The sequence below is a fragment of the Baekduia soli genome (assembly GCF_007970665.1).
Classification (GTDB): domain Bacteria; phylum Actinomycetota; class Thermoleophilia; order Solirubrobacterales; family Solirubrobacteraceae; genus Baekduia; species Baekduia soli.
The window spans coordinates 920,083-941,412 of sequence record NZ_CP042430.1 but is presented as its reverse complement, the minus strand read 5'-3'; the positions used below and the strand labels follow the sequence as shown (position 1 = coordinate 941,412).

Annotated in this window: 20 protein-coding genes; 10 read left to right on the top strand and 10 right to left on the bottom strand. The window is 75.2% G+C overall.

Features of this window, described 5'->3' with window-relative positions:
- Positions 1 to 118: 118 nt before the first annotated feature.
- Together FSW04_RS04380 and FSW04_RS04375 are read left to right on the top strand one after the other, a co-directional pair.
- Positions 119 to 970 carry an alpha/beta fold hydrolase gene (locus FSW04_RS04380; protein ID WP_146916662.1) on the top strand — a complete coding sequence of 284 codons (852 nt, stop codon included), beginning with the start codon at positions 119 to 121 and terminating at the stop codon, positions 968 to 970.
- A 52-nt stretch (positions 971 to 1,022) separates the two neighbouring features.
- Positions 1,023 to 1,730, top strand: a complete 708-nt coding sequence (locus FSW04_RS04375; protein ID WP_146916660.1) for a DUF3105 domain-containing protein — start codon at positions 1,023 to 1,025, stop codon at positions 1,728 to 1,730.
- Positions 1,731 to 1,742: 12 nt separating this feature from the next.
- On the opposite strand, the gene FSW04_RS04370 is transcribed toward FSW04_RS04375, so the two are convergent.
- From FSW04_RS04370 to FSW04_RS04355, 4 genes are read right to left on the bottom strand one after another with little or no spacing between them, the layout of a single operon-like run.
- Positions 1,743 to 2,720: an ATP-grasp domain-containing protein gene (locus FSW04_RS04370; RefSeq protein WP_187369240.1), complete on the bottom strand. Its 978-nt coding sequence runs from the start codon at positions 2,718 to 2,720 to the stop codon at positions 1,743 to 1,745.
- An 11-nt stretch (positions 2,721 to 2,731) separates the two neighbouring features.
- Positions 2,732 to 3,334, bottom strand: coding sequence for a sugar transferase (locus tag FSW04_RS04365; RefSeq protein WP_146916655.1), 603 nt, complete (start codon positions 3,332 to 3,334; stop codon positions 2,732 to 2,734).
- Positions 3,334 to 4,437, bottom strand: a complete 1,104-nt coding sequence (locus FSW04_RS04360; RefSeq protein ID WP_187369239.1) for a glycosyltransferase — start codon at positions 4,435 to 4,437, stop codon at positions 3,334 to 3,336. The genes FSW04_RS04365 and FSW04_RS04360 overlap by 1 nt, the downstream gene beginning before the upstream one ends.
- Positions 4,434 to 5,525, bottom strand: coding sequence for a glycosyltransferase family 4 protein (locus FSW04_RS04355; RefSeq protein WP_146916651.1), 1,092 nt, complete (start codon positions 5,523 to 5,525; stop codon positions 4,434 to 4,436). Before FSW04_RS04355 ends, FSW04_RS04360 begins: the two co-directional genes overlap by 4 nt.
- Before the next feature lie 53 nt (positions 5,526 to 5,578).
- On the opposite strand from FSW04_RS04355, the gene acpS reads away from it, so the two are divergent.
- From acpS to FSW04_RS04320, 7 genes are read left to right on the top strand one after another with little or no spacing between them, the layout of a single operon-like run.
- Entirely contained in the window at positions 5,579 to 5,956 is a 378-nt protein-coding gene (gene acpS / locus FSW04_RS04350; protein ID WP_146916649.1) for a holo-ACP synthase, read from the top strand.
- A gap of 45 nt (positions 5,957 to 6,001) precedes the next feature.
- Positions 6,002 to 6,247 (top strand): acyl carrier protein, encoded by a 246-nt coding sequence (locus tag FSW04_RS04345; protein WP_146916646.1) that lies wholly within the window; start codon positions 6,002 to 6,004, stop codon positions 6,245 to 6,247.
- Positions 6,244 to 7,413: an acyl-CoA dehydrogenase family protein gene (locus FSW04_RS04340; RefSeq protein ID WP_146916644.1), complete on the top strand. Its 1,170-nt coding sequence runs from the start codon at positions 6,244 to 6,246 to the stop codon at positions 7,411 to 7,413. Before FSW04_RS04345 ends, FSW04_RS04340 begins: the two co-directional genes overlap by 4 nt.
- A gap of 2 nt (positions 7,414 to 7,415) precedes the next feature.
- Entirely contained in the window at positions 7,416 to 8,348 is a 933-nt protein-coding gene (locus tag FSW04_RS04335) for an amino acid--[acyl-carrier-protein] ligase (protein ID WP_146916642.1), read from the top strand.
- Positions 8,336 to 9,301: a DUF1839 family protein gene (locus FSW04_RS04330; RefSeq protein WP_187369238.1), complete on the top strand. Its 966-nt coding sequence runs from the start codon at positions 8,336 to 8,338 to the stop codon at positions 9,299 to 9,301. Before FSW04_RS04335 ends, FSW04_RS04330 begins: the two co-directional genes overlap by 13 nt.
- Positions 9,285 to 11,648, top strand: coding sequence for a glycosyl hydrolase 2 galactose-binding domain-containing protein (locus FSW04_RS04325; RefSeq protein ID WP_146916637.1), 2,364 nt, complete (start codon positions 9,285 to 9,287; stop codon positions 11,646 to 11,648). The genes FSW04_RS04330 and FSW04_RS04325 overlap by 17 nt, the downstream gene beginning before the upstream one ends.
- Before the next feature lie 14 nt (positions 11,649 to 11,662).
- Entirely contained in the window at positions 11,663 to 12,601 is a 939-nt protein-coding gene (locus FSW04_RS04320) for a glycosyltransferase (RefSeq protein ID WP_146916635.1), read from the top strand.
- Positions 12,602 to 12,644: 43 nt separating this feature from the next.
- On the opposite strand, the gene FSW04_RS04315 is transcribed toward FSW04_RS04320, so the two are convergent.
- The gene (locus FSW04_RS04315) at positions 12,645 to 14,099 is read right to left on the bottom strand and encodes a lipopolysaccharide biosynthesis protein (protein ID WP_146916633.1); all 1,455 of its coding nucleotides are present in this window, start codon (positions 14,097 to 14,099) and stop codon (positions 12,645 to 12,647) included.
- 41 nt (positions 14,100 to 14,140) lie between these two features.
- Between FSW04_RS04315 and FSW04_RS04310 the strand changes: the two genes are divergently transcribed.
- Positions 14,141 to 15,196: a glycosyltransferase family protein gene (locus FSW04_RS04310; protein WP_146916631.1), complete on the top strand. Its 1,056-nt coding sequence runs from the start codon at positions 14,141 to 14,143 to the stop codon at positions 15,194 to 15,196.
- 153 nt (positions 15,197 to 15,349) lie between these two features.
- On the opposite strand, the gene FSW04_RS04305 is transcribed toward FSW04_RS04310, so the two are convergent.
- Genes FSW04_RS04305 through FSW04_RS04285 form a run of 5 tightly spaced genes read right to left on the bottom strand, consistent with a single transcriptional unit; the run spans position 15,350 to position 21,315 of the window.
- Positions 15,350 to 16,708: a hypothetical protein gene (locus tag FSW04_RS04305; protein WP_146916629.1), complete on the bottom strand. Its 1,359-nt coding sequence runs from the start codon at positions 16,706 to 16,708 to the stop codon at positions 15,350 to 15,352.
- A complete protein-coding gene (locus FSW04_RS04300) occupies positions 16,705 to 18,177 on the bottom strand; it encodes an O-antigen ligase family protein (protein ID WP_146916627.1) in 1,473 nt (490 codons plus the stop codon). The genes FSW04_RS04305 and FSW04_RS04300 overlap by 4 nt, the downstream gene beginning before the upstream one ends.
- Positions 18,156 to 20,036 (bottom strand): FlgD immunoglobulin-like domain containing protein, encoded by a 1,881-nt coding sequence (locus FSW04_RS04295; protein WP_187369237.1) that lies wholly within the window; start codon positions 20,034 to 20,036, stop codon positions 18,156 to 18,158. The genes FSW04_RS04300 and FSW04_RS04295 overlap by 22 nt, the downstream gene beginning before the upstream one ends.
- Positions 20,033 to 20,569 (bottom strand): histidine phosphatase family protein, encoded by a 537-nt coding sequence (locus tag FSW04_RS04290; protein ID WP_146916625.1) that lies wholly within the window; start codon positions 20,567 to 20,569, stop codon positions 20,033 to 20,035. The genes FSW04_RS04295 and FSW04_RS04290 overlap by 4 nt, the downstream gene beginning before the upstream one ends.
- Positions 20,566 to 21,315: a phosphosulfolactate synthase gene (locus FSW04_RS04285; protein WP_146916623.1), complete on the bottom strand. Its 750-nt coding sequence runs from the start codon at positions 21,313 to 21,315 to the stop codon at positions 20,566 to 20,568. The genes FSW04_RS04290 and FSW04_RS04285 overlap by 4 nt, the downstream gene beginning before the upstream one ends.
- Positions 21,316 to 21,330 lie beyond the last annotated feature (15 nt).

Sequence of the window (21,330 nt, the reverse complement as noted above, 5' to 3'; positions counted from 1 at the left end):
CCCCCATCGGCGTCGCCTTCTCCGAGCCGCCGCCGGGCGGCGCGGGCCGGATCCCCACCGCCGTCTGAACGTCCGGCGGGCGCGACCGTCGGTACGAGGCGGTACCGTCGGCGCTGCCATGGCGACCTTCCTGCACGCGGGCCACCGGCTGGCCTACACCGTCTACGGGGACGGGCCCCGCACCGTCGTCCTGCTGCACGGGCTGCTGCTGAGCCAGAAGATGCACAAGCCGCTGGCCCACGCCCTGGCCGCGCGGGGCAACCGCGTCATCACGATGGACCTCCTCGGCCACGGCGAGTCGGACCGCCCCCGGGACATGGCCAAGCACTCCATGATCTTCTACGGCGAGCAGGTCGTGGCCCTGCTGGACCACCTCGACGTCGACGAGGCGGTCATCGGGGGCGCGTCGCTGGGGGCCAACACGGCCCTGGAGGTCGCGGTCGCCGCGCCCGAGCGCGTGCGCGGCCTGGTGCTCGAGATGCCCGTCCTGGACCACGCGCTGCTGGGCTGCGCGATCGCCTTCACCCCGCTCATGTGCTGGCTCACGTTCGGCGAGCCCGTCATGAAGGGCGTCTCCTGGATCACCCGCCGGATCCCGACGGGCCGGCTCTGGGGCGCCGACGTGCTGCTGGACACCGTGCGCCAGGCCCCGAGCCCCAGCGCCGCGGTGCTGCAGGGCCTGTTCTTCGGCCGCGTCGCGCCCCACGCGGCGCTCCGGCGCGGGATCGCGGCGCCGGCGCTGGTCATCGGGCACGAGCTCGACCCGGTCCATCCGTTCACGGACTCCGACGCGCTGGCCGGCGAGCTGCCCGGCGGGCGGCTGGTGCGGGCCCGCTCGGTGCTCGAGCTGCGCACGACGCCCAGGCGCCTGACCGAGGAGATCGCCGGGTTCCTGGACGAGTGCTGGATGCCCCGGGGCAAGGGCCGCGCCCGCGCTCCGCGGGCCCCGCGCGCCGCCGGCGCCGCGTGACCGCCCGGCGCAGCCGACGCGGCGGCCCGGGGACGTCGCTACGCTCACGGCCGTGTCGAGCCGCCAGGAAGAGAAGGACCGCCGCCGCCGCGAGCGCGAGGAGCGCGAGCAGGCCGAGCGCACCAAGGCGTCGTCGCGGCGGCGCCTGCAGCTCGTCGCCGGCGGCGTGCTGGCCGTCGCGGCGATCGCCGCCGTCGTGGCCGCGATCGTCTCCGGGGGCTCCGACAACAAGGGCAACGCCTCGGCCGACATCGGAGCCGCCGCGATCCCGGCCCAGAAGATCACCGGCTTCGACGCCGCGATCAAGGCGTCGGGCTGCTCGTTCAAGACCTACCCGAGCGAGGGCCGCGAGCACCTGGCCTCCAACACGGCCGTCTACAACCGGTACAGGACGAACCCGCCCAACTCCGGGCCGCACCGCCCGGTGTGGGCGCAGGACGGCGTCTACACGATCGCCAACACGCCCGACAAGGAGAACACGGTCCACGCGCTCGAGCACGGGCGCATCGAGTACCAGTTCGCCGTGGGGACGCCGGAGAAGACGATCCAGCAGCTCAACGCGCTGTTCAACGAGAAGCTCAAGGGCGTCGTGGGCTACCACCAGCTCCTGTTCCAGAACCAGACGAAGATGCCGTTCGCGGTGGCCGCCGTGGCCTGGACGCACGTGCTGGGCTGCAAGACGATGAACCCGCAGGTCTTCGACGCCTTCCGCGCGTTCCGCGAGCGGTTCGTCGACAAGGGCCCGGAGCTCATCCCGTAATCGCTCCGCGCCTCAGCGGGGCGCGGGCGGCCCGGGCGGGCTGACGATGTCGCGCCCGGTGGGCTGCAGGTCCTCGTCGAGCTCGAGCTGCCAGAAGTAGCGCGTGAACGTCCGCCCCGCGGTGAAGTCTCCGACGTGGGGCTCGATCGTCTCCCCCGCGGCCATCCGGACGATGAGCTCGGGGTAGGTGCGACCGGGCAGCGCCGCGTACATCGGCGCCGGGAACGCGCCGCCGAAGCGGGTGTTGACGTCGGTGATGCCCAGGCCGAGCTCGCGGTCGCGGAAGGCCTGGATCGTCGCCGGCCCGCGCACGCCGAAGGCCTCCATGACGCGCCGGCCGAGGTCGACGAGCTCGTCGTCGGCGATGACCGTGCCCTTGATGGACTCGCCGCCGCGCGACTCGAGCATGGTCCGCGGGATCGCATTGAGGCAGTGGCCGTCGGGATCGCCCAGGCAGTCCACCGAGAACTCCGGCCCGTCCATGAGCCGCTGGAGCATGACCGGCTCGTCGATGTAGTCGATGAAGAACGCGGCCTGCTCCGGCGTGTGGGCGACGAAGATGTTGCGCGCCCCCGAGCCGTGGATCGGCTTGACCATCACGGGCCAGGACTCCACGTCCTCGACGGCCAGCACCGTGGGCGGCGAGGGCAGCCCGTGCTCGCCGAGCAGCTCGTGGCAGGCGTACTTGTCGTAGGTGCGCCGCGCGATCTCCGGATCGGGCACCAACGCGGGCAGCAGCCCGTCGGCGCGCGCCTGGGCGAGCACGTCGATGTCCAGGTCGGTCAGCGGCACGATCGCGCCGACGTCGTGGCGCTCGACGAGCTCGGCCAGCGCCGGTACGTACTGCGGGTCCTTGATCATCGGCACCGACGTGCGCACGGTCGCGGCGTACTGCGCGGGCGCCAGCGGGTTGGGGTCGCACGCCACGAGCGTGGCGTGCTGGGCGAAGGCCGAGACGATGTCATAGCGCTTGCCTGTGCCGGTCAGCATCACGGCCCTGCTCATGCCTGATCCACCCATCCGCCGGTGTCCCCCTTGTAGAGGCCGTGGCCGGTGACGAGCATCCGCGCGGTCAGCCACAGGATCCGCAGGTCCAGCCACAGGGACCGGTGCTCGACGTACCAGAGGTCCAGCTCGATGCGCTCGGGCCAGGGCAGCGACGCGCGGCCGTTGACCTGTGCCCAGCCCGTGATGCCCGGCTTGAGCGCCAGGCGCCCGCGCTGGCGGTCGCTGTACTGCGTCACCTGCACGGGCACCGTCGGGCGCGGGCCGATGATCGACATCTCGCCGCGCAGGACGTTGACGAGGTTGGGCAGCTCGTCGACCGACGTGCGGCGCAGCAGCGCGCCGACGCGGGTGATCCGCGAGTCCCCGTCGTCGACGGCCAGCCCGGCGCCCATCTTCTCCGCCCCGGAGACCATGGTGCGCAGCTTGAGCACGTCGAACGGGCGGGCGTCGCGGCCCACGCGGCGCTGGCGGTAGATCGGGTGCCCGGGCGACTCCAGGCGGATCGCCACGATCGCGGCGGCCAGCAGCGGCGAGGTGATCACCAGCACGGTCGCGGCGACCAGGACGTCGAAGACGCGGCGCAGGGGCTCGGCCATCAGCGTGTGCCTTCGGGCGGGTCCCAGCCCGCCGCGGTCCCGTGGCGCAGGTGGTCGGCCAGCCCGAGCGCGATCGAAGCCTGCGTCAGCACGTAGTAGCGGGCCAGCAGCAGCGGCCGCACGCGGGCGGGCACGAGCGCGAGGGCGATCCCGGCCAGCTGCAGCCGGCGCAGCGCGCGCGGCGCGGTGGCCAGGGCGGCGAGGTGCAGGAACGGGCCGAAGTAGCGCAGCCAGCGGTGGCTGACCATCATCACCAGGTAGCGCGGCGGCCAGCCGCGCGGGTCCAGCAGGCCGCCGTGCAGGACGATCGCCCATGCGTGGCTCATCATCCGCCGCTTGCGGGCGGCCTCGCCCTCGACGTCGGGGACCATGCGCTCCGTGGCCCGCGCCAGCGGCTGTTCGACGCAGCGCCAGCCGGCGCGCACGAGCGTGAACGGCAGCTTGAGGTCGTGGCCCATCACCGGGTCGACCTCGACGTAGGCCGCGCGGCGCACCGCGTTGATCGCCCCGTTGCCGGCGGTGACCGAGCACAGCGCGCTCTCGCGCTCGCGCAGGAACATCTCGTAGTGCCAGTAGACGCCCTCCTGGTTGGAGCCGCCCTCGGGGTTGACGAACCTCACGCGCCCGCAGACGTAGCCCACGCGCGGATCGGCCAGCGGGGCGACGAGCGCCCGCAGCGCGCCGGGCTTCCACAGCGCGTTGGCGTCGGAGAAGGCCACCACCTCGGCATCGGTGCGCGCCACCGCTGCGTCCTGGGCGCGGACCTTGCCGCCGCGCGGCAGGTCGAGAACGACGTCGGCGCCCGCGGCGCGCGCGGCCTGCACGGTCCCGTCCGTCGACCCGTCGCAGGCCACGACGATCTCGAGCCGGTCGCGGGGGTAGTCCAGCGCACGGGCGTTGGCGATCCGCGCGGCGATGACGTCGCGCTCGGCGTGCGCGGGCACGATGAGCGCGACCGACGGCAGCGCCGCGTCGTCCTCCGGCGGCGCGACGGGGTAGGCGGAGGCCACCGGGCCACGGCGCAGCGCCGCCAGGGCCACGCCGTAGCCCGCCTGCGCCCAGGCCAGCAGGGCCGCAGAGGTCCAGAAGATCGCCTTCCTCACGAGCCGGTCAGCATGCCGTACAGGGCGCGGTGGCGCCGGGCCGCCTCCGGCCAGGAGAACGTCGTGGCGGCGGCGTGCGCCGCGCCCGCGGCCAGGCCGGCGCGGCGGGCCGGGTCGTCCAGCAGCGCGCGCAGCGCGGCGTGCAGGGCGGCGGGGTCGCCGGGCTCCACGAGCTCGGCGGCCCCCGCGGCGGCGACCTCCGGGAAGCCCCCCACCGCGCTGAGCAGCAGCGGGCGTCCGAGACCCAGGGCGGCGTAGAGCACGCCCGACTGGTCGATCTCGCGGTAGGGGAGCACGACGAGGTCGGCGCGGCGCAGCACGCCGGCCAGCTCGGCGTCGGCCACGAAGCGCCCGACCAGCCGCACGCCGGGGGGCAGGCGCACGGGCAGCGGCATGCGCGGCAGGCCGACGATCCACAGCTCGGCACCCCCCATGCCCTGCCAGGCCTCCAGGAGGACGTCGAGGCCCTTGTAGGGACGCAGGAGGCCCGTGAGCGCCACGACCGGCACGTCGGGCGGTGCGGCGGCCAGCTCGGGCGGCAGCCGCGCGGGCAGCGCGGCCAGATCGGTGAACGCGCCGTGCGGGATGACGGTGACGCGCGCCGGATCGAGCCCGAGCTCGCCCGTCAGGCGGTCGCGGCCGTGGGCGGAGTGCACGACGACGTGGTCGACGCGCCCGTAGAGCCGCCGCTGGGCGGCGAGCTGGCCGCGGCGCGGCTCGCGCGGCAGGACGTCGTGCGCGGTGAGCACGACGGGCCGCCCGCGCGGGAGCAGGTGCACGTCCAGCGGCTGGACGGTGAGCCACTGGAAGTGCACCACGTCGGCGGCGCGGGCCGCGCGCGCGTAGCCGAGCATGCCCGGCACGTGGCCGGCCAGCTTGGCCGCCAGGCGCAACCGCGAGCCCGGCGCGCCGACCGCGGCGCGGTAGAAGCGCTCGTCGACCGCGTAACCGCGCGCCGGCGCGACCTCCCCGTAGGCGAAGCGGCTGGTCACCAGGGTGACGTCGACGCCCACGGCGGCCAGCGCCGCCGCCAGCGCGCGGTCGTAGGGCGGCGTGAACGCGGAGGGATCGACGAGGTGGACGCGCACGGGCGCCGAGCACGCTAGCCCCCCGCCGCCCGTGGGGCTGGCACCATGGGCCCATGGGGATCCGCGTCGGCATCGACCTCGTCCGCGTCAGCGAGGTGCGCGATGCGCTCGCGGCGCACGGCGAGCGCTACCTGCGGCGCGTCTACACCGACGCCGAGGTCGCCGACGCCCACCGGCGCGGCACGCCGGACCCCCTGCGCCTGGCGGCGCGGTTCGCCGCCAAGGAGGCCGCGATGAAGGTGCTGCGCGTCGGCGACACGGCGCTCAACCTGCGCACGATCGAGGTGGTGCGCGACCCCGGGGGCTTCGTGGAGCTGGCCCTGCACGACGACGCCGCGGCCCTGGCGCGCGACGCCGGCATCACCGACCTGGCGGTCAGCCTCACCCACGAGGAGGAGTACGCGTCGGCCGTGGTCGTGGCCCAGCTCTGACCGGTCCGGTCAAGGGTGGTGCGCGATCACCGATAATCGGGATGTATGTCTGCCGCAGTCCGAGAGATCCTGAAGGAGCACGGCCGGCTGGCCGTGGACCTCGACAGCCTGGCCGACGATGCGAGCCTCTACGAGGCCGGCATGACGTCGCACGCCAGCGTGAACGTGATGCTCGCGCTGGAGGACGCCTTCGACATCGAGTTCCCCGACGAGATGCTCAAGCGCAGCGTCTTCGAGAGCGTCGCCAGCATCACCGACGCCCTGCAGGCGCTCGACGCGCAGGCCGCATGACCGTCGCCGACGAGCGCGGCCTGGCCTTCCTGGCGGACATCCGCCGGATCGCCGATGAGGTTGCCGCCCCGCACGCCGACGAGGTCGACCGCGAGGCGCGCTTCCCGGCCGAGGCCCTCGACGCGCTGCGCGAGACGCGCGCGCTGTCGGCCGCCGTTCCCGAGCACCTGGGCGGCGACGGCGTCCCCTTCGCGCTCATCGCGCAGGCCTGCTTCGAGCTCGGCCGCCGCTGCGGCAGCAGCGCCATGGTCTTCGCCATGCACCAGATCCAGGTCGCCACGATGGTCCGCCACCTCGAGGGCGCACCGTGGTTCGAGGAGTACCTGCGCGAGCTCTCAGCCGGCCAGCGCCTGGTCGCCTCGGTGACCTCCGAGGTCGGCACGGGCGGCGACATGGGCCGCTCCATCGCCGCCGTCACCCCGGCCGGCGACGGCCGCCTCACCTTCGAGAAGCAGGCCCCGACGGTCTCCTACGGCGCCTACGCCGACGACCTGCTGACCACGACGCGGGCGAGCCCCGGCAGCGAGCCCGGCGACCAGGTCGTCGTGCTCACGCGCAAGGACCAGACGACCCTGGAGCCCAAGGGCACCTGGGACCCGATGGGCATGCGCGGCACCTGCTCGCCCGGCTACGTCGTGCGTGCCGAGTTCGGCCCCGAGCAGATCCTCGCCGCGCCGTTCTCGACGGTCATGTCCCAGACGATGGTGCCGGTCTCGCACCTGCTGTGGGCGCACCTGTGGCTGGGGATCGCCACCGACGCCTTCGACCGCGCCCGCGCCTTCGTGCGCGCCGCGGCCCGCCAGAAGCCCGGGGAGCCCGTGCCCGCGGCGCTGCGCCTGTCGCACGTCATGAGCGACCTCTCGCTGCTGCGCGCCGAGGTGCGCGGCGCGCTGGAGGAGTTCGTGGCCGCCGACGACGACCGCCAGCGCCTGGAGACGATGGCCGCGATCCTGCGCTTCAACAACCTCAAGATCGCCGCGTCCGAGCAGGCGCCCCGCATCTGCCAGGGCGCGATGGGCGTGTGCGGCATCGTCGGCTTCAAGAACGACACGCCGTTCAGCGTCGGGCGCCACCTGCGCGACTCGATGTCGGCGTGCCTGATGGTCGCCAACGAGCGCATCCACCAGACCAACGCCGGGCTCCTGCTGATCGCGAAGGACGTCTGAGCGTGGCCGGCTATCGCGAGGCCACGCCCGACCAGGCGCAGTACCTCGACGAGCTCGTCGAGGCGGGCCTGCTGATCCCCAGCGGCGTGCCGGGCGTCTACGGACGCGGCACGACGTTCGAGGACATCCGCACGCGCTTCGACGACCACGTCTCGCGGGCCGCCGCGTTCGAGGGCGCGGAGTCCCTGCGCTTCCCGCCCGTGCTGCCGCGCCGCCAGCTCGAGGCCTCGGGCTACCTCAAGAGCTTCCCGCACCTGACCGGCGTGGTGTACGCGTTCGAGGGCAGCGAGATCCAGGCCCAGGAGCAGGCGCGCCTGGCCTGCGACCACGAGGACTGGTCCGAGCACCAGCACATGAGCGACCTCGTGCTCATGCCCGCGGTCTGCTACCCCGTCTACCCCGCGATCGCCCGCCGCGGCCCGCTGCCGGCCGGCGGCGTGATCATCGACCCGGGCGCCTCCTACGCGTTCCGCCGCGAGCCGTCGGGCGACCCCGCCCGCCTGCAGATGTTCCACATGCGCGAGCTCGTCCGCATCGCCGAGCCCGACACCGTCCAGGCCTGGCGCGACGGCTGGCGCGATCGCGCGCTCGAGCTCCTGCGCGGCCTGGGCCTCGACGCGCGCTTCGACGTCGCCAGCGACCCGTTCTTCGGGCGCAGCGGCCGCATGATGGCCGCCAGCCAGCGCGAGCAGGAGCTCAAGTTCGAGATCCTGGCCCCGATCGCCGGCCCGGAGCCGACCGCGATCGCGTCGTTCAACTATCACCAAGAGCACTTCGGGGCGCTGCACGGCATCACGACCGCGACCGGTGAGACGGCGCACACCGCGTGCCTGGGCTTCGGCCAGGAGCGGATCGTGCTGGCGCTCCTGAAGACCCACGGGCTCGACCCCGCCGGCTGGCCCGCCGAGGTGCGCGACGCGCTGTGGCGGGCCTGATCGCCCTCCTGGGCGCCGATCCGGCGACCCACCGCCCGCACCCGGTCCACGTCGCGGGCGACCGCACCTACGTCGAGACCAACTGCTACGCCGACGTGCTCATCGAGCTGCTCCACGCCCACGGCGACGAGCCGCTCGCCGCGCTGGGCTCGCTCGTGCGGATGGACTTCGAGGGCGACCAGTGGACGTTCTTCAAGCCGGCGCCCGCCGACCTCGAGCGGCTGTTCGGCATCGATATCCACGAGATGCAGCCCTACCGGCCCCTGCCCGGCCAGATCGCCGGCCAGCTCGCGGCGGGCCGCACGATCCTCGTCGAGCTCGACGCCTGGCACCTGCCCGACACCGCGGCGACGAGCTACCACCGCGAGCACGTCAAGACGTCGGTGGCCGTCGAGGCCATCGACGCCGAGGCCGAGGTCCTGCGCTACTTCCACAATGCCGGGCTGCACGAGCTGTCGGGCGCCGACTACCGCGGCGTGTTCCGCCTCGACGGCCCGGCCGACCCGGCGATCCTGCCGCCCTACACCGAGATCGTGCGCTTCGACGCCGGCCCGCGCCTGGAGGGCGACGCGCTGCGCGCGCGGGCCCGCGAGCTGCTGGCCGGCCACCTGGCGCTGCGCCCGGCGACCAACCCGTTCGAGCGCTTCGGCGCCGCCCTGGCCGCCGACCTGCCCGCGCTGCTGGCCGGCGCGCCCGAGGACTACCACGCCTACGCGTTCGCGACGGTGCGGATGGTCGGCTCGGGCTTCGAGCTCATCGGCGCCCAGGCCGACTGGCTGCTCGGGCCGGAGGGGGCGCCGGTCGCCGACGCCGCCGCGCGGATCGTCGCCGCGACGAAGCTGCTGTCGCTCAAGCTCGCCCGCCGGCGGGCGTTCGACCCGGGGCCGGTCATCGCCGAGCTGGCCGACGCGTGGGAGCAGGCCACCGGCGGCCTCCATGCCGCGCTGGCCTGACATCCCGGGCCACGACGTCCGCCGCCTCGAGGGCTTCGAGGCCGACGGGCCGCCCGACGACGCCTGCGACCGCACGTTCCGGCTGCGCTTCGACGCCGAGCCCGCCTCGCCGGGCGAGGAGGTGGTCCTGGCCCTCGACGGCGTCGCGACCGTCTTCACCGCCACGCTGAACGGCACGCGGGTGGCCGAGGGCTCCTCGATGTTCGTCGGCGTGGAGGCCGACGTCGGCGGCCTGCTGCGCGCCGGCGGCAACGAGCTGGTGATCCACTGCCGCGCGCTGGCCGACGTGCTCGCCGGGGCGCCCCGGCGCCCGCGGCAGCGCTGGCGCACCCGCGTCGTGGCCGACGGCGCGCTGCGCTTCGTGCGCACCGCCGTCCTGGGGCGAGCGGCGGGCTTCGCGCCCGGGCCGCCGATCGTCGGCCCGTGGCGCCCGGTGTGGCTCGTGCGCCGCCGCGGCGTCGTGGTCTCCGACGTGGCGCTGCGCCCGCGCCTGGAGGGCGACGACGGCGTGCTGGAGATCGCGGCGCACGTGCGGATGGCCGGCGGCGGGGCGGTCCCCGGGCCGGTCTCGGTCGTCGTCGGGCGCCCCGAGGGCGTGCACGCCGGCGCCCCGCTGACCCTGGAGGCCGACGGCACGCTGCACGGCGCGGTGCGCGTCCCGTCCGTCGCGCGCTGGTGGCCGCACACCCACGGCGCGCCGGCCCTGCACGACGTCGCGCTCGTGGTCGGCGCCATGCAGGACACGACGGTCGCCGGCCTGGGGCGCACGGGCTTCCGCGACCTCTCCCCCGGGCCCGGCCACGACGTCGACGCCGAGGGCCTGGACCTCGCGGTCAACGACGTGCCGGTCTTCGCCCGCGGCGCGGTGTGGACCCCCGTGCCCGCCGACGGGCTGCGCGCCACGCTGCAGACCGCCCGCGACGCCGGGCTGAACCTCGTGCGCGTCCCCGGCATCGGCGTCTACGAGGACGACGCGTTCCACGACCTGTGCGACGAGCTCGGCCTGCTGGTCTGGCAGGACTTCATGTTCGCCAACCTGGACTACCCCATCGCCGACGAGGCCTTCCGGGCCGCGGTCGTGCAGGAGGCCGAGCAGGCCCTGGCGCGGGTGGCCGGACGCCCGAGCCTCGCCGTGCTGTGCGGCAACAGCGAGGTCGAGCAGCAGGCCGCGATGTTCGGCGCCGATCCCGCACTGGGCCGCGGCGAGCTGTTCGGCGAGCTGCTGCCGGCGCTGGCCGCCCGGGCCGGGGCCGACGTCCCCTACGTGCCCTCGGCCCCCTGCGGCGGCGCGCTGCCGATGCAGCCGTCGCGCGGCGTGGCCAACTACTTCGGGGTCGGCGGCTACCGCCGGCCCCTGGACGACGCCCGGCGCGCCGGCGTGCGCTTCGCCTCGGAGTGCCTGGCGCTGGCCAACCTCCCCGACGGCCCGGTCGCCGACGGCGAGGGCGTCATGCGCGACGTCGGAGCCCCGTGGGACTTCGCCGACGTCCGCGACCACTACCTCGCGCTCCTGCACGACGTCGATCCCGCCGCGCTGAAGGCCGCCGACCGCGAGCGCTACCTCGCGCTGTCGCGGACGGCCGGCGGCGAGGTCATGGCCGCGGTGATGGGCGAGTGGCGCCGCGCGGCCTCGCCGTGCGCGGGGGCGATCGTGCTGTGGCTGCGCGACCTGGCGCCCGGCGCGGGCTGGGGCCTGCTGGACCACACGGGCGCCCCCAAGGTCGCGCTGGCCCACCTGCGCCGGGTCCTGGCGCCGCGCGCGGTCTGGATCACCGACGAGGGCCTGGGTGGGCTGGACGTCCACGTGGCCAACGACGGCCCGGAGGCCCTGCGCGCCCGGCTGCACGTCGCGCTGCTGGCCGGCGGCGCGCACGTCGTGGCCGAGGCGGAGGCCGACCTGGAGGTCGGGCCCCACGCCGTGGCGTGCCGCAACGCCGAGGGCGTTCTGGGCCGGTTCGCCGACGCCGCCTACGCCTACAGGTTCGGGCCGCCGGCGCACGACGTCGTCGTCGCCACCCTGCGCGACGGCGGGACCGTGCTCGGGCAGGCCTGCCACTTCCCCGCCGGACGGCCGGGGGCACCCGTCGAGGATCTCGGGCTCACCGCGGTCGCCGCGGCCCCGGCGCCGGACGGGACGATCGCGGTGACGCTGTCGGCCGCCCGGCTGGCCTACGGCGTCCGGCTCGCCGCCGCGGGCCTGCTGCCCTCCGACGACGACCTCGTCCTCGTGCCGGGCACGCCGCAGACCGTGGTGCTGACCCCGCGCGGCGGCGTCGCGACGGGCGCGATCACCGTCACCGCGCTCAACGCGGCGGGCGGGACGGCGGCCGTCGCGCCCGCGCACTAGCCTCCCGCTCCCCGGTGGGCGTCGAGGTCTCCTTCTGCGTGGTGAACACCGACCAGCGCGAGCTGCTGGTCCGGTGCCTGGACGCCATCGCGCGCGAGCGCGATGCGCTGCCGTTCGAGACCGAGGTGCTCGTCCTGGACAACGCCTCCACCGACGGCTCGGCCGGCGCCGCGCGCCACCATCCGACCACGACCGAGGTCGTCGTGCTCGAGCAGCGCCGCGGCAAGGGCGAGAACGACAGCCACCTGCTCCAGCGGGCGCGCGGCCGCTACTGCCTGCTGCTCAACGAGGACTCCGAGCTGCGTCCGGGCGCGACCGCCGCGCTGCGCGACGCGCTGCTCGAGCATCCGCGGGCCGCCGCGGCCGGGGCCCGGCTCCTGCGCCCCGACGGCCGCGTGCAGCCGTCGGCCTGGCGGTTCCCGACGCCGGCGACCGCCGCGATCGGCGCGCTGTTCCTGCACCGGCACTTCACCGTGCAGAGCCGCGGCCGCGGCACACGCGTCGTGGACTGGGCGCAGTCGGCCGCGCTCATGGTGCGCCGCCAGGCCGCGCGCGACATCGGGTGGTTCGACCCGCAGTTCTTCGTGTACTCCGACGAGGTCGACTTCTGCAAGCGCCTGGCCGACGCGGGCTGGGCGACGCTGTGGGTTCCCGGCGCCGAGGCCGTCCACCACGAGCAGCTCTCCACGGGCGCGGTGCCCGAGCGGCGCATCGTCGAGCTCTCGCGCAACCGCGACCGCTACATGCGCAAGCACCACTCGCTCGGCGCGGCGCTCGTCGTGCGGGTCCTGACGGCCTGGGCGTATGTCGTGCGCGCCGCCGCCGCAATGGTCATGCCGGGCCACGACCCGCGCCGCTACTGGTGCCACGTCACCGCGACGCTGCGCCCGGGCCGCGGCGAGGGGCTGCGCGAGGCGGCGCACGAGTTCAACCGCGGTGGGCCGACGTTGTAGGGCTCGGGCGCCGGCGCGCCGGAGCGACACCCGTGCCCGCCCGCTACAGCCCCGCCGGCGCCGCGCGCCGCAGCGCCGCCAGCGCCCGCAGCTCCCCCAGGGTGACCACGCGCGCGGCGAGCAGCAGCAGCGGGGTGACGGCCAGCAGCGCGAGGCGCTCGGCCAGGCCCGCCGCCCCGTGGGTCGGGAGCAGGAGGTCGCCGCCGGCGGCCACCGCCCCCATGACCACGACCGCGCTGACCAGCCGCCGGCGCTCGAAGCCGACGACGAACAGGCGGCGGGTCAGCAGGTGCAGGACGACGATGATCACCACGTAGGCCCCGCACAGCGCGATGCCCGCGCCCGCGATGCCCAGCGGCCCGACGAGCACGACGAGCAGCACGACGTTGACGATCAGGCCCGCCGCCGTCGCGGGGAAGTTGCGCGTCGTGACCTTCGCCCGCCCGGCCACGGTGACGAGCACGAGCACCAGGCCGTACAGCGCCCACCCCAGGGCGACCCACGGCAGCGCCTGCGAGGCCGGGTAGTAGGACGCCTGGGCGGCCAGCGCACGCACGACCCAGCGGCCGGTGAGCGTCGCCCCGACGACGACGAGGCCGGTGACGACGACATAGGCCGTCGTGACGCGCGCGTACAGGCGCGCGGCCTGGGCCTCGTCGGTGACGGAGTAGGCCAGCGGCGGCCACGCGGCCTGGAACCCGCGCACCGCGACGATGACCACGGTCGAGAGCTTGGCGGCGAACGCGTAGCGTCCGGCGGCCGCGGCGGAGTCGGCGTGCAGCAGGTAGGTCCGGTCGACGACGTTGAGGCCGAAGGCCGCCGCGTCGGCCGGCACGGTCGGGCCGCCGAAGCGCAGCAGCGGCGCCAGGGCCCGCGGCGGCCGGAACGACACGCGGTCGCGCTGGCGGATCCACAGGCCCACGAGCACGACGGCCGACGCGCCGTAGTTGCCCAGGACGTAGCCGCGCGCACCGCCGTCGAGCACGACGACGAGCACCACCGTCAGCACGACGGTCAGCATGACGTTGGCCAGCCCGGCCACGACGTAGTCGCGCCGGCGCTCCTCGACCCGCAGCAGCGCGTAGGCCACCTCGAGGTTGGTGAACGCCCACAGGCCGAGCAGCCCGCAGGCCATGAGCGTGGCGTCGTCGACGTCGAGGATCAGCCGCGACAGCGGCCCGGCCAGGGCCAGGCCCACGAGCGCCACGGCCGTCGCCGCCCAGAACGCCCACGCCGTCGTCGTGCGCGCGAGACCGACGCGGCGCCCGTGGTCGTCGTCGTCGAACCAGAAGCGCACGAACGCCTCGCCGATCCCGAAGCGCAGCAGGATGCTCGTGAAGATGATCGCCGTGAGCAGGTTCTCGGCGTAGCCGTAGTCCGTCGTGGTCAGGTGGCCCGTGTACAGCCGGATCGTCACCAGCGCCAGGACGCTGGAGAGGATGCTGGGGGCCTGGTAGGCCGCGGTGCTGGCGAGCAGTCGGCGGAGGAGGCCGGCCATGAGCGCGGCACGCTACCGCGCACCGTCTACATTGCAGCGCCGTGGACGCCGACGACCACCTGCGCCCCCTGTGCCTGCTCCTCCTCCCCCGTGAGCTCGAGCAGTTCATCCTGCGCGACCAGGTCGAGGACCTCATGCAGGCCCAGCAGGTCGTCGCGGTCGACCCGCCGCGCATCCCCTACGGCGCGCTGGTGCGGATGCCGCCCGGCGTCGGCGAGCGGCTGGCCGACGGCGTGGCCAAGCGGCTCGTGCGCGCGCTGCGGCGCAACGGCGACCGGCCGCGCGTCGTCGTCATCTTCCACCCGGTCCAGATCCTGCTCGGCCACGCGATCCTGCGCCGCGTCCCCGGCTGCGAGCTCTGGTACGGGCGCTGGGACCGCTACGAGCACGCCTACGACGCCGGGCCGGCGCGGCGCCGGCGCCTGGAGGTCCTGCACGACGCCGCCGCCCGCATGTCGTCGCTGACGTTCGTGGCCAGCGAGGAGCTCGCCCGCCTCGAGGAGCAGGAGGGCCGCCGCGCGACGCTCGTGCCGCTGTCGGCCGACACGTTCCCGGCCCCGGACCCGGCGGGTGCGGTCGTCGCCGTGTCGCTGGGCCACCTCGGGTGGCGCACGGACTGGACGCTGCTGCGCGAGGTCGCCCAGCGGATGCCCGGCCTCGTCCTGCTGCTCGTCGGCGCCTGGCACGACGACGAGTGCCGCAAGGACCCCGACTACGCCTGGTGCCGCGCGCACCCAGGGTTCGTCTGGCTCGGGCCGCGTACCGACGAGGAGGCCGCCCGGCTCATCCTGTGCGCCGACGTCGGGATCGTGCCCTTCAAGGTCGAGCCGTTCAACGACGCCGGGCTGCCCTACCGGATCCTGAAGTACGCGCGCCTGGGCCGGCGCACCGTCGCGCCGGACCTGGCCGGCGTGCGCACGTGGGAGCGGGCCGTGACGACCGCCGCCGGCGCGGACGCGTTCGCCGCCGCGCTGGCCGCGCAGGCCGGGCGGCGCACCGACCCCGACGAGGCCCTGCGCATCTGGGCGCTGGAGCAGACCGCCCGCGCCCAGAACGGGCCGCTGTGGGAGCGGCTGTGGGCCCTGGGCCTGTCATGAGCTGCTCGGCGAGGTCGCGCCGGAGCAGGACCCCGTCCGTGGCGACGAGGGGACGTGGGCGCGGCCGCGGCGCGGCGACCTGGCACCCGGCTGCTGGCGCTCGTGCGCTGCGCTTCCACGAGCGCGAGGGCTTCCCGCCCGCCTTCCTGCGCCTCACGGGCAGCCGACGTAGGCCGTGAAGCCGCCGCGCCGCACGGCGCGGACGAAGCCGTCGGGCGGCGCGTTGGTCCTCGGGCTGGCGCCGTCGGCGAAGCCGTAGCGGCGCAGCAGCTTGTCGCCCACGAGCAGCAGCGCGACGCCCGACGTGCGCGTCCGCGCGCTGCGCGATCCGACCTGGCGCTGGGTGGCGTCCAGGATCCAGCGCGTGTCCGGCACCAGCCGGTAGTTGGGCAGCGTCACCGCGCCACACCGGCGCCCGGCACGCACCTGCGGCGTGTGCAGCACGGCCGACAGGTCGTCGTGCGTCGAGCGGATGAAGCGCAGCTCGGTGGCCAGCTTGCCGAACGCGTCGGCGCGCACGACGACGAACGCCACCCCCGCGACGACGGCGACCGCCAGCAGCCAGCGCGTGCGCGTCACCAGCCAGCCCGCGGGCAGGCAGAGCGCCACCGCGGGCACCGTGAGGTAGCGCGGCAGCACCGACAGCCCGGCGATCGACGTGACGAAGAACGTGAACGTCCCGGCCGCGAACAGCGCCAGGGCGACGTGGGTGCTGCGCCCCTCGCGCCGCCGCCACGCCCACAGCGCGCCGAGCACGCCGGCCACGGCCACGGGCAGGCGCGCGGTGTCGGCCAGGAACGAGACGAAGTCGCCGGGGACCTCGGAGAACGACCGGCTGCGGTTGAGCTCGTCGGCGAGGTCCGAGGTCGCGTGCAGCGAGAACAGCGGGTCTCCGGTGACGACCGCGTCGACCACGCACCACAGCACCGGCGCCACCAGCACGAGCGCCAGGCGCCGCGGCCGTGGGCCGACCCACAGCCAGTACAGCCCACCCAGGACCCAGGCCTCGGGCCGCAGCAGGCCGGCCAGGACGAGCAGGACCCAGACGGGCCCGCCGCGCCGCGGGCGCTCGGCCTCCAGCGCCGCGGCCCACAGCACGAGCGCCAGGAACGGCTCGTCGACGTAGGCCCGCGCGGCGTAGAGCAGCAGTGCGAACGACGAGCCGGCCAGCAGCGCCGCGGCCAGGCCGGCGCGGCGGTCCCAGATCGCGGTGCCCAGCCGGTAGACGGCGTAGGTGAACGCGACGTGACACAGGCAGGTGAGCAGCACGAGCAGGCGGTCGGCGTGCTCGCCGACCAGGCCGAGCACCGCGCACAGCGCGAGGTACAGCGGGTGCTCGGTCGGCGCCTGGTAGGCGCCGAAGGTCGGCAGGTGGCCGCCGGTGATCTCCCGCCCCCAGGCCAGGTGGTAGTAGGCGTCGTAGTTGGGATAGGTCGGGACGAGCGCCCAGGCGAGCACGGCGATCAGCGCGAGCGCCGCGACGACCGCCAGCTCGGTCCGGCGCGCGCTCACGACGGCGCCACGCCGGCGGCCCGGGCCCTCCGCGCGACGTCCAGCGCCAGGCCCACGCCGAGCAGCGCCCACGTCAGGGGGTCCTCCAGGAACGAGGCGTAGCTCCAGGTGTGCAGCACGAGCGCGATGAAGGCGGCGGCGATCGTCGCCCGGACGGGATCGCCGCGGGCGCCGCGCAACAGCATGACCGCCGCGGCGGCCAGGAGCGCCAGGTAGACGAGCAGGCCGCCGATCCCCTGCTCGGCGGCCACGGTGATCGGGATGGTGTGCGACGCGGAGACCGCCCGCTCCTGCGAGCCCTTCTCGGCGCGGCGGTAGGAGCGCGAGAACGAGCCCGACCCGTGGCCCTGCAGCGGGCGGGCGATGAACAGGCGCAGCCCGCCCTTGACGAGGTCGTAGCGCCCGCTCGTGGCGGTGTCGGCCGACTTGGAATTGTTGAGGTTCAGGTGCAGCGCCGACGGCGCGGCGACGACGAAGACGGCGCCGACGACGAGCGCGGCCACCGCGGTGGCCACCGCCCAGCGCGGGCGCCAGCGCGCGCCGGCCAGGACGACGAGCCCGAGCAGGAGCGCCGCGAAGCTCGACTGCGACAAGGTGAGCAGCAGCCCGGCCCAGAGGACCGCGAGCACGGCCGCGGCGCCCCAGACGTCGCGCCCGCGGCGCGCCCACAGCAGCACGGAGGCCACGCCGATCATCACGACGGCCAGGAAGCGCCCGTAGATGTTGGGATCGAAGAACAGCGAGTTGACGCGGAACGAGGACTCGAACTGGTTCGACGCGATGACCTTGGGGTTCAGGAGCAGGTGGCGCGTGGCGTACTCGACGAAGCCGACGGCCGCGAAGACCAGCGCGAGCGCGGCGAGGACGCCGAGGACCTGCACGGCCAGGCGCCGCGTCCACGCGATGCGCGCCACCAGCGCGAAGAGCAGCGCGAACGGCACGTAGAAGAACACGACGTTCTCCAGGGCCTTGCCGAAGTCGTCGGAGTAGGAGGACTGCACGGCGTAGAGGACGACGGAGACCGCCAGCAGCCACTCGATCGCGCCGGCCGCGCGCTCGCGCCCGTCGTCGCGGCCGGGCAGCAGCCGGGGCACCGCGTAGGCCAGGGCGCCGGCGCCGACGACGACGTAGAGCGGGACGAGCAGGTTGGCCGTCGAGCCGCCCGAGGCGATCGGGACGCGGAACGGGATGGCCGCGGCGGCCGCGATCGGGAACGCCGGGGGCCGGCGGGCGAACAGCACGGCCAGCGCCGCGAGCACGACGACCCCGGCGGCCACCCCCGCGACGGCCACGGACGGGTGGTCGCGCAGCGGGCGCACCTGGTCGGTGTCCCAGATGTCGGACACCAGCAGGACGGGCGCGAGCACCAGGGCGCCGAGGGTCGCCAGCGCGCGCAGTCGCACCCCGGGCAGCAGCACGGCGCCGGCGGCCAGCAGCGCGCAGAGGATCAGCGGGACAGGAGCGTCCACATGCGGGCCATCAGCGCGGTGACGGCGGGGTCGTTGGTGGACAGGCGCGGGGCGAAGGCCGGGAAGCCGGGCCGGATGACCAGTCCCTTGCCGAAGCGCACGGCGACGATGACGTTGAAGCCGGCGGGGTCGACGGTGACCGCACGGGCCACGAGGTCGGCGTCGGGGCCGGCGCTCATCGTCGGCTCCCAGGACGGCACCGCGCCGAACAGCCCGTCGCCGCCGGAGAACAGGCTGACGTCGGCGTCGTCCTGGAAGTTCTCCAGGTCGCTCGTGTGCTGCACGAGCGGCCGCAGGCGCGCGCCGAACAGGTCGGTGGCCCGCTCCGCCGACGGGTCGGCCAGACGGCCGTTGTCGTCGATGCGCACCGTGCGGCGCAGGCTGTCGATGCCCGCGGAGACCACGGTGCCGCCCTCGCGCGCGAACGTGCGCAGGTTGGTGCGCACCCGGCTGGGCAGCCAACGGGCGTCACCGGGGATGAGGACGCCGTGGTGGCCCGTCAGCCGCGGGCCGCGGCCGAGCATGAGCGCGAGGTCGGTCGTCACGTCGTAGCGGCGCCCCGTGCGGTCCAGCCAGCGCAGGATGGGCGCCTCGCGGTCGGTGAACCCGGCGGGCAGGCCGCCGCCGCCCATGACGCGGAACGGCCGCGAGGGCACGCCGAGCGCCAGCGTGTTCGGCGCGCCGTCGCCGTCGTCGTCGACGGGGTTCAGGCCCTGCCAGGTGATGACGGGCAGCACCACGAGCACGCCGCGCGGCCGGGCCGCGGTGCCCGCGACGGAGCGGCGGGCCTGCACGGCGAAGACCACGCGCGTCGTGTGCGTCCGCGTGCGCGCCTGGAAGACGTAGGCGCCCGAGGTGCCCCCAGGGGCGGCGAACACGACGCGCGGCCTGGTCTTCGGCGCGCCCGAGCGCTTGACGGCGGTGCCGCCGACGCGCCGGACCTCCCACGTGTAGCGCTGCCGCCGGCTGTCGACGTCGATCGTCACCCGGTCGCGCGCCAGCGCCGGCGTCACGGGCGGCCGGGCCCCGAGGTAGCGGACCGTGATGCCGCCGCGGCCGCGCAGGCGCCCGTGGCCCAGGACGGGCAGGCCGGCCTTGTCCAGCGGGACCGACGTGCCGATGTTGCCGGCCACGTCGCGCCACTCGGGCACCGCGAGGTAGGTGCCGGGCGACACGCGGCGCCCGGTGTCGTCGGTGCCGTCCCAGTCGAACTCGCGGGCGCCCGGCTTGAGGTCGGCCGTGCGCACCACGCGGATCGTCCCCGGCGCGGTGCGGAAGATGTGCAGGCGCGCGAAGGCCAGCGCAGGGCCGAAGTGGATCTGCGCGGGCCGGTCGCCGGCCTCGGGCAGCAGCTCGGGGCCGTAGGCGGTCTCGGGACCGATCGCGGTGACCAGCGGCGTGGGCGGCTTGGTGTCCTTGAGGATCGACCGCGGCACGACGACCGAGCGGCCCTGGTTGCGCAGCGTGATCCGCAGCCGGTAGCGCCCGTCGGGGACGACGCGGCCGGCATCGTCGCGGCCGTCCCACGGCACGCCCGGCAGGCCGATCGTCTCGTAGGCCCTGACCGGGCGGTCGTCGACGAGCGTGCGCACGACGTCGCCCCGGGCGTCGAGCACCGCCAGCGTGACGCGGTCGGCCTTCTTGAGCTTGAGCGCGATGCGCACGCGCTCGCGCCGCCCGTCGCCGTTGGGCGAGAACACGTTGCCGGGCCCGGCGCTGTTGATGCGCAGCGACTGGATCACGCTCGGGGCGTTCTTGAGCCGCTGGGCGACGAAGAACGCCGCGAACGTCGCGGCGACGAGGATCCCGAAGAGGACGACGACCGTCGTGGGCCGGGGTCTGGCCCCGACCGGGCTCACGGCAGGTCCACCAGCGACGCGTTGGGGACCTCGGCCGTGCGCTGCGCGTCGTCGGCGTGCAGCGCGGCCAGGGCCAGGCGGATCGAGCCGCGGTGGCAGACCACGAGCGCCGGCAGCGGGCCCTGGCGCACCGCGTCGATGCCCTCGAGCACGCGCAGCTGCTGGGCGGCGAAGGACTCGCCGCCGGGGAAGGCGAAGGCCGGGTCGGCGCGCTGGTAGGCGGCGAAGAGCTCGGGCTCGGCGGCCTGGACGTCGGCGAAGAACCGGTCGGTCCAGTCGCCGCAGTCGGTCTCGGCGAAGCGGGCGTCCTCCATCGGGTGGTGCCCGATGGCCGCGGCGACGATGTCGGCCGTCTCGCGGGCGCGGGCCAGGGGCGAGCAGTACAGCGCCCCCCAGTCGCGCGTGGCGGCCGCACGGGCCAGCTCGTGGGCCTGCTCGCGCCCGCGCTCGGTCAGGGGCACGGGGAGGTGGCCCTGGAAGCGGTGCTCGGCGTTGTAGGGCGTCTCCCCGTGCCGGGCCAGCGCGATCTTCATGCGTCCTCCATCGTGTCCGAGCGCAGGCCCAGGCGCAGGGTCTCCAGCGACAGGACGTCGGCCGGCGCGATGTTGCCGAGGTTGACCTCGCGCCCGAAGCGGCGCAGGAACCACACCTGCTGGACCTTCTGGGGCGCCTCGAAGACCAGCCGCGCGGGGTCCACGGCGTGGACGATCTCGTCGATGAGGCCCATGCGCACCTCGCCGTCGGGGCGGAAGATGCCGGCGGTGCCCGACTCGCGCGCCTCGGCGATGACCTTCCAGGCCCCGGCCGCCAGCTCGGCCTCGATGTCCTGCACCCAGCGGTAGGGGGCCATGATCCGCTCGGCGTCCTTGGACCCGACCTCGGAGAACACCGTGAAGTCACGCGCCAGCCGGGCGATGATCTCGCGCTTGCGCTCCGGCTCGAGCTCGATCGTGCCGTCGCTGACCTCGACGTGGCCCAGGCCCAGCTCCTTGAGCCAGGCGACGAGGCCGTCCAGGCGCCCGTCGCGCAGCGCGATCTCCGTGAGCGTGCCGCCGAGGACGACCGGCACCCCGTGGGCGCGGTAGCGGGCCAGCTTGGCGTCCAGATTGCCCGTGACCAGCGCGGTGCCCCAGCCGAGCTTGACGAAGTCCACGGCGGCGCCCGCGACCTCCATGAGGCCGTCGACCTCGGCGGTCGACAGGCCCTTGTCCAGGACGTTGGTCAGTCCGTGCTGGCGCGGCTTCGGGCTGCGCTCGGGAAGGTCGAGGAAGCCGGCCACGGCGTGCGAGGTCAG

Coding starts and splice junctions, on each gene's coding strand:
- FSW04_RS04380 (WP_146916662.1), top strand. CDS start 119: ATGGCGACCTTCCTGCACGCGGGCCACCGGCTGGCCTACACCGTCTAC.
- FSW04_RS04290 (WP_146916625.1), bottom strand. CDS start 20,569: ATGAAGATCGCGCTGGCCCGGCACGGGGAGACGCCCTACAACGCCGAG.
- acpS (WP_146916649.1), top strand. CDS start 5,579: ATGGGGATCCGCGTCGGCATCGACCTCGTCCGCGTCAGCGAGGTGCGC.
- FSW04_RS04340 (WP_146916644.1), top strand. CDS start 6,244: ATGACCGTCGCCGACGAGCGCGGCCTGGCCTTCCTGGCGGACATCCGC.
- FSW04_RS04345 (WP_146916646.1), top strand. CDS start 6,002: ATGTCTGCCGCAGTCCGAGAGATCCTGAAGGAGCACGGCCGGCTGGCC.
- FSW04_RS04315 (WP_146916633.1), bottom strand. CDS start 14,099: ATGGCCGGCCTCCTCCGCCGACTGCTCGCCAGCACCGCGGCCTACCAG.
- FSW04_RS04370 (WP_187369240.1), bottom strand. CDS start 2,720: ATGCTGACCGGCACAGGCAAGCGCTATGACATCGTCTCGGCCTTCGCC.
- FSW04_RS04325 (WP_146916637.1), top strand. CDS start 9,285: ATGCCGCGCTGGCCTGACATCCCGGGCCACGACGTCCGCCGCCTCGAG.
- FSW04_RS04365 (WP_146916655.1), bottom strand. CDS start 3,334: ATGGCCGAGCCCCTGCGCCGCGTCTTCGACGTCCTGGTCGCCGCGACC.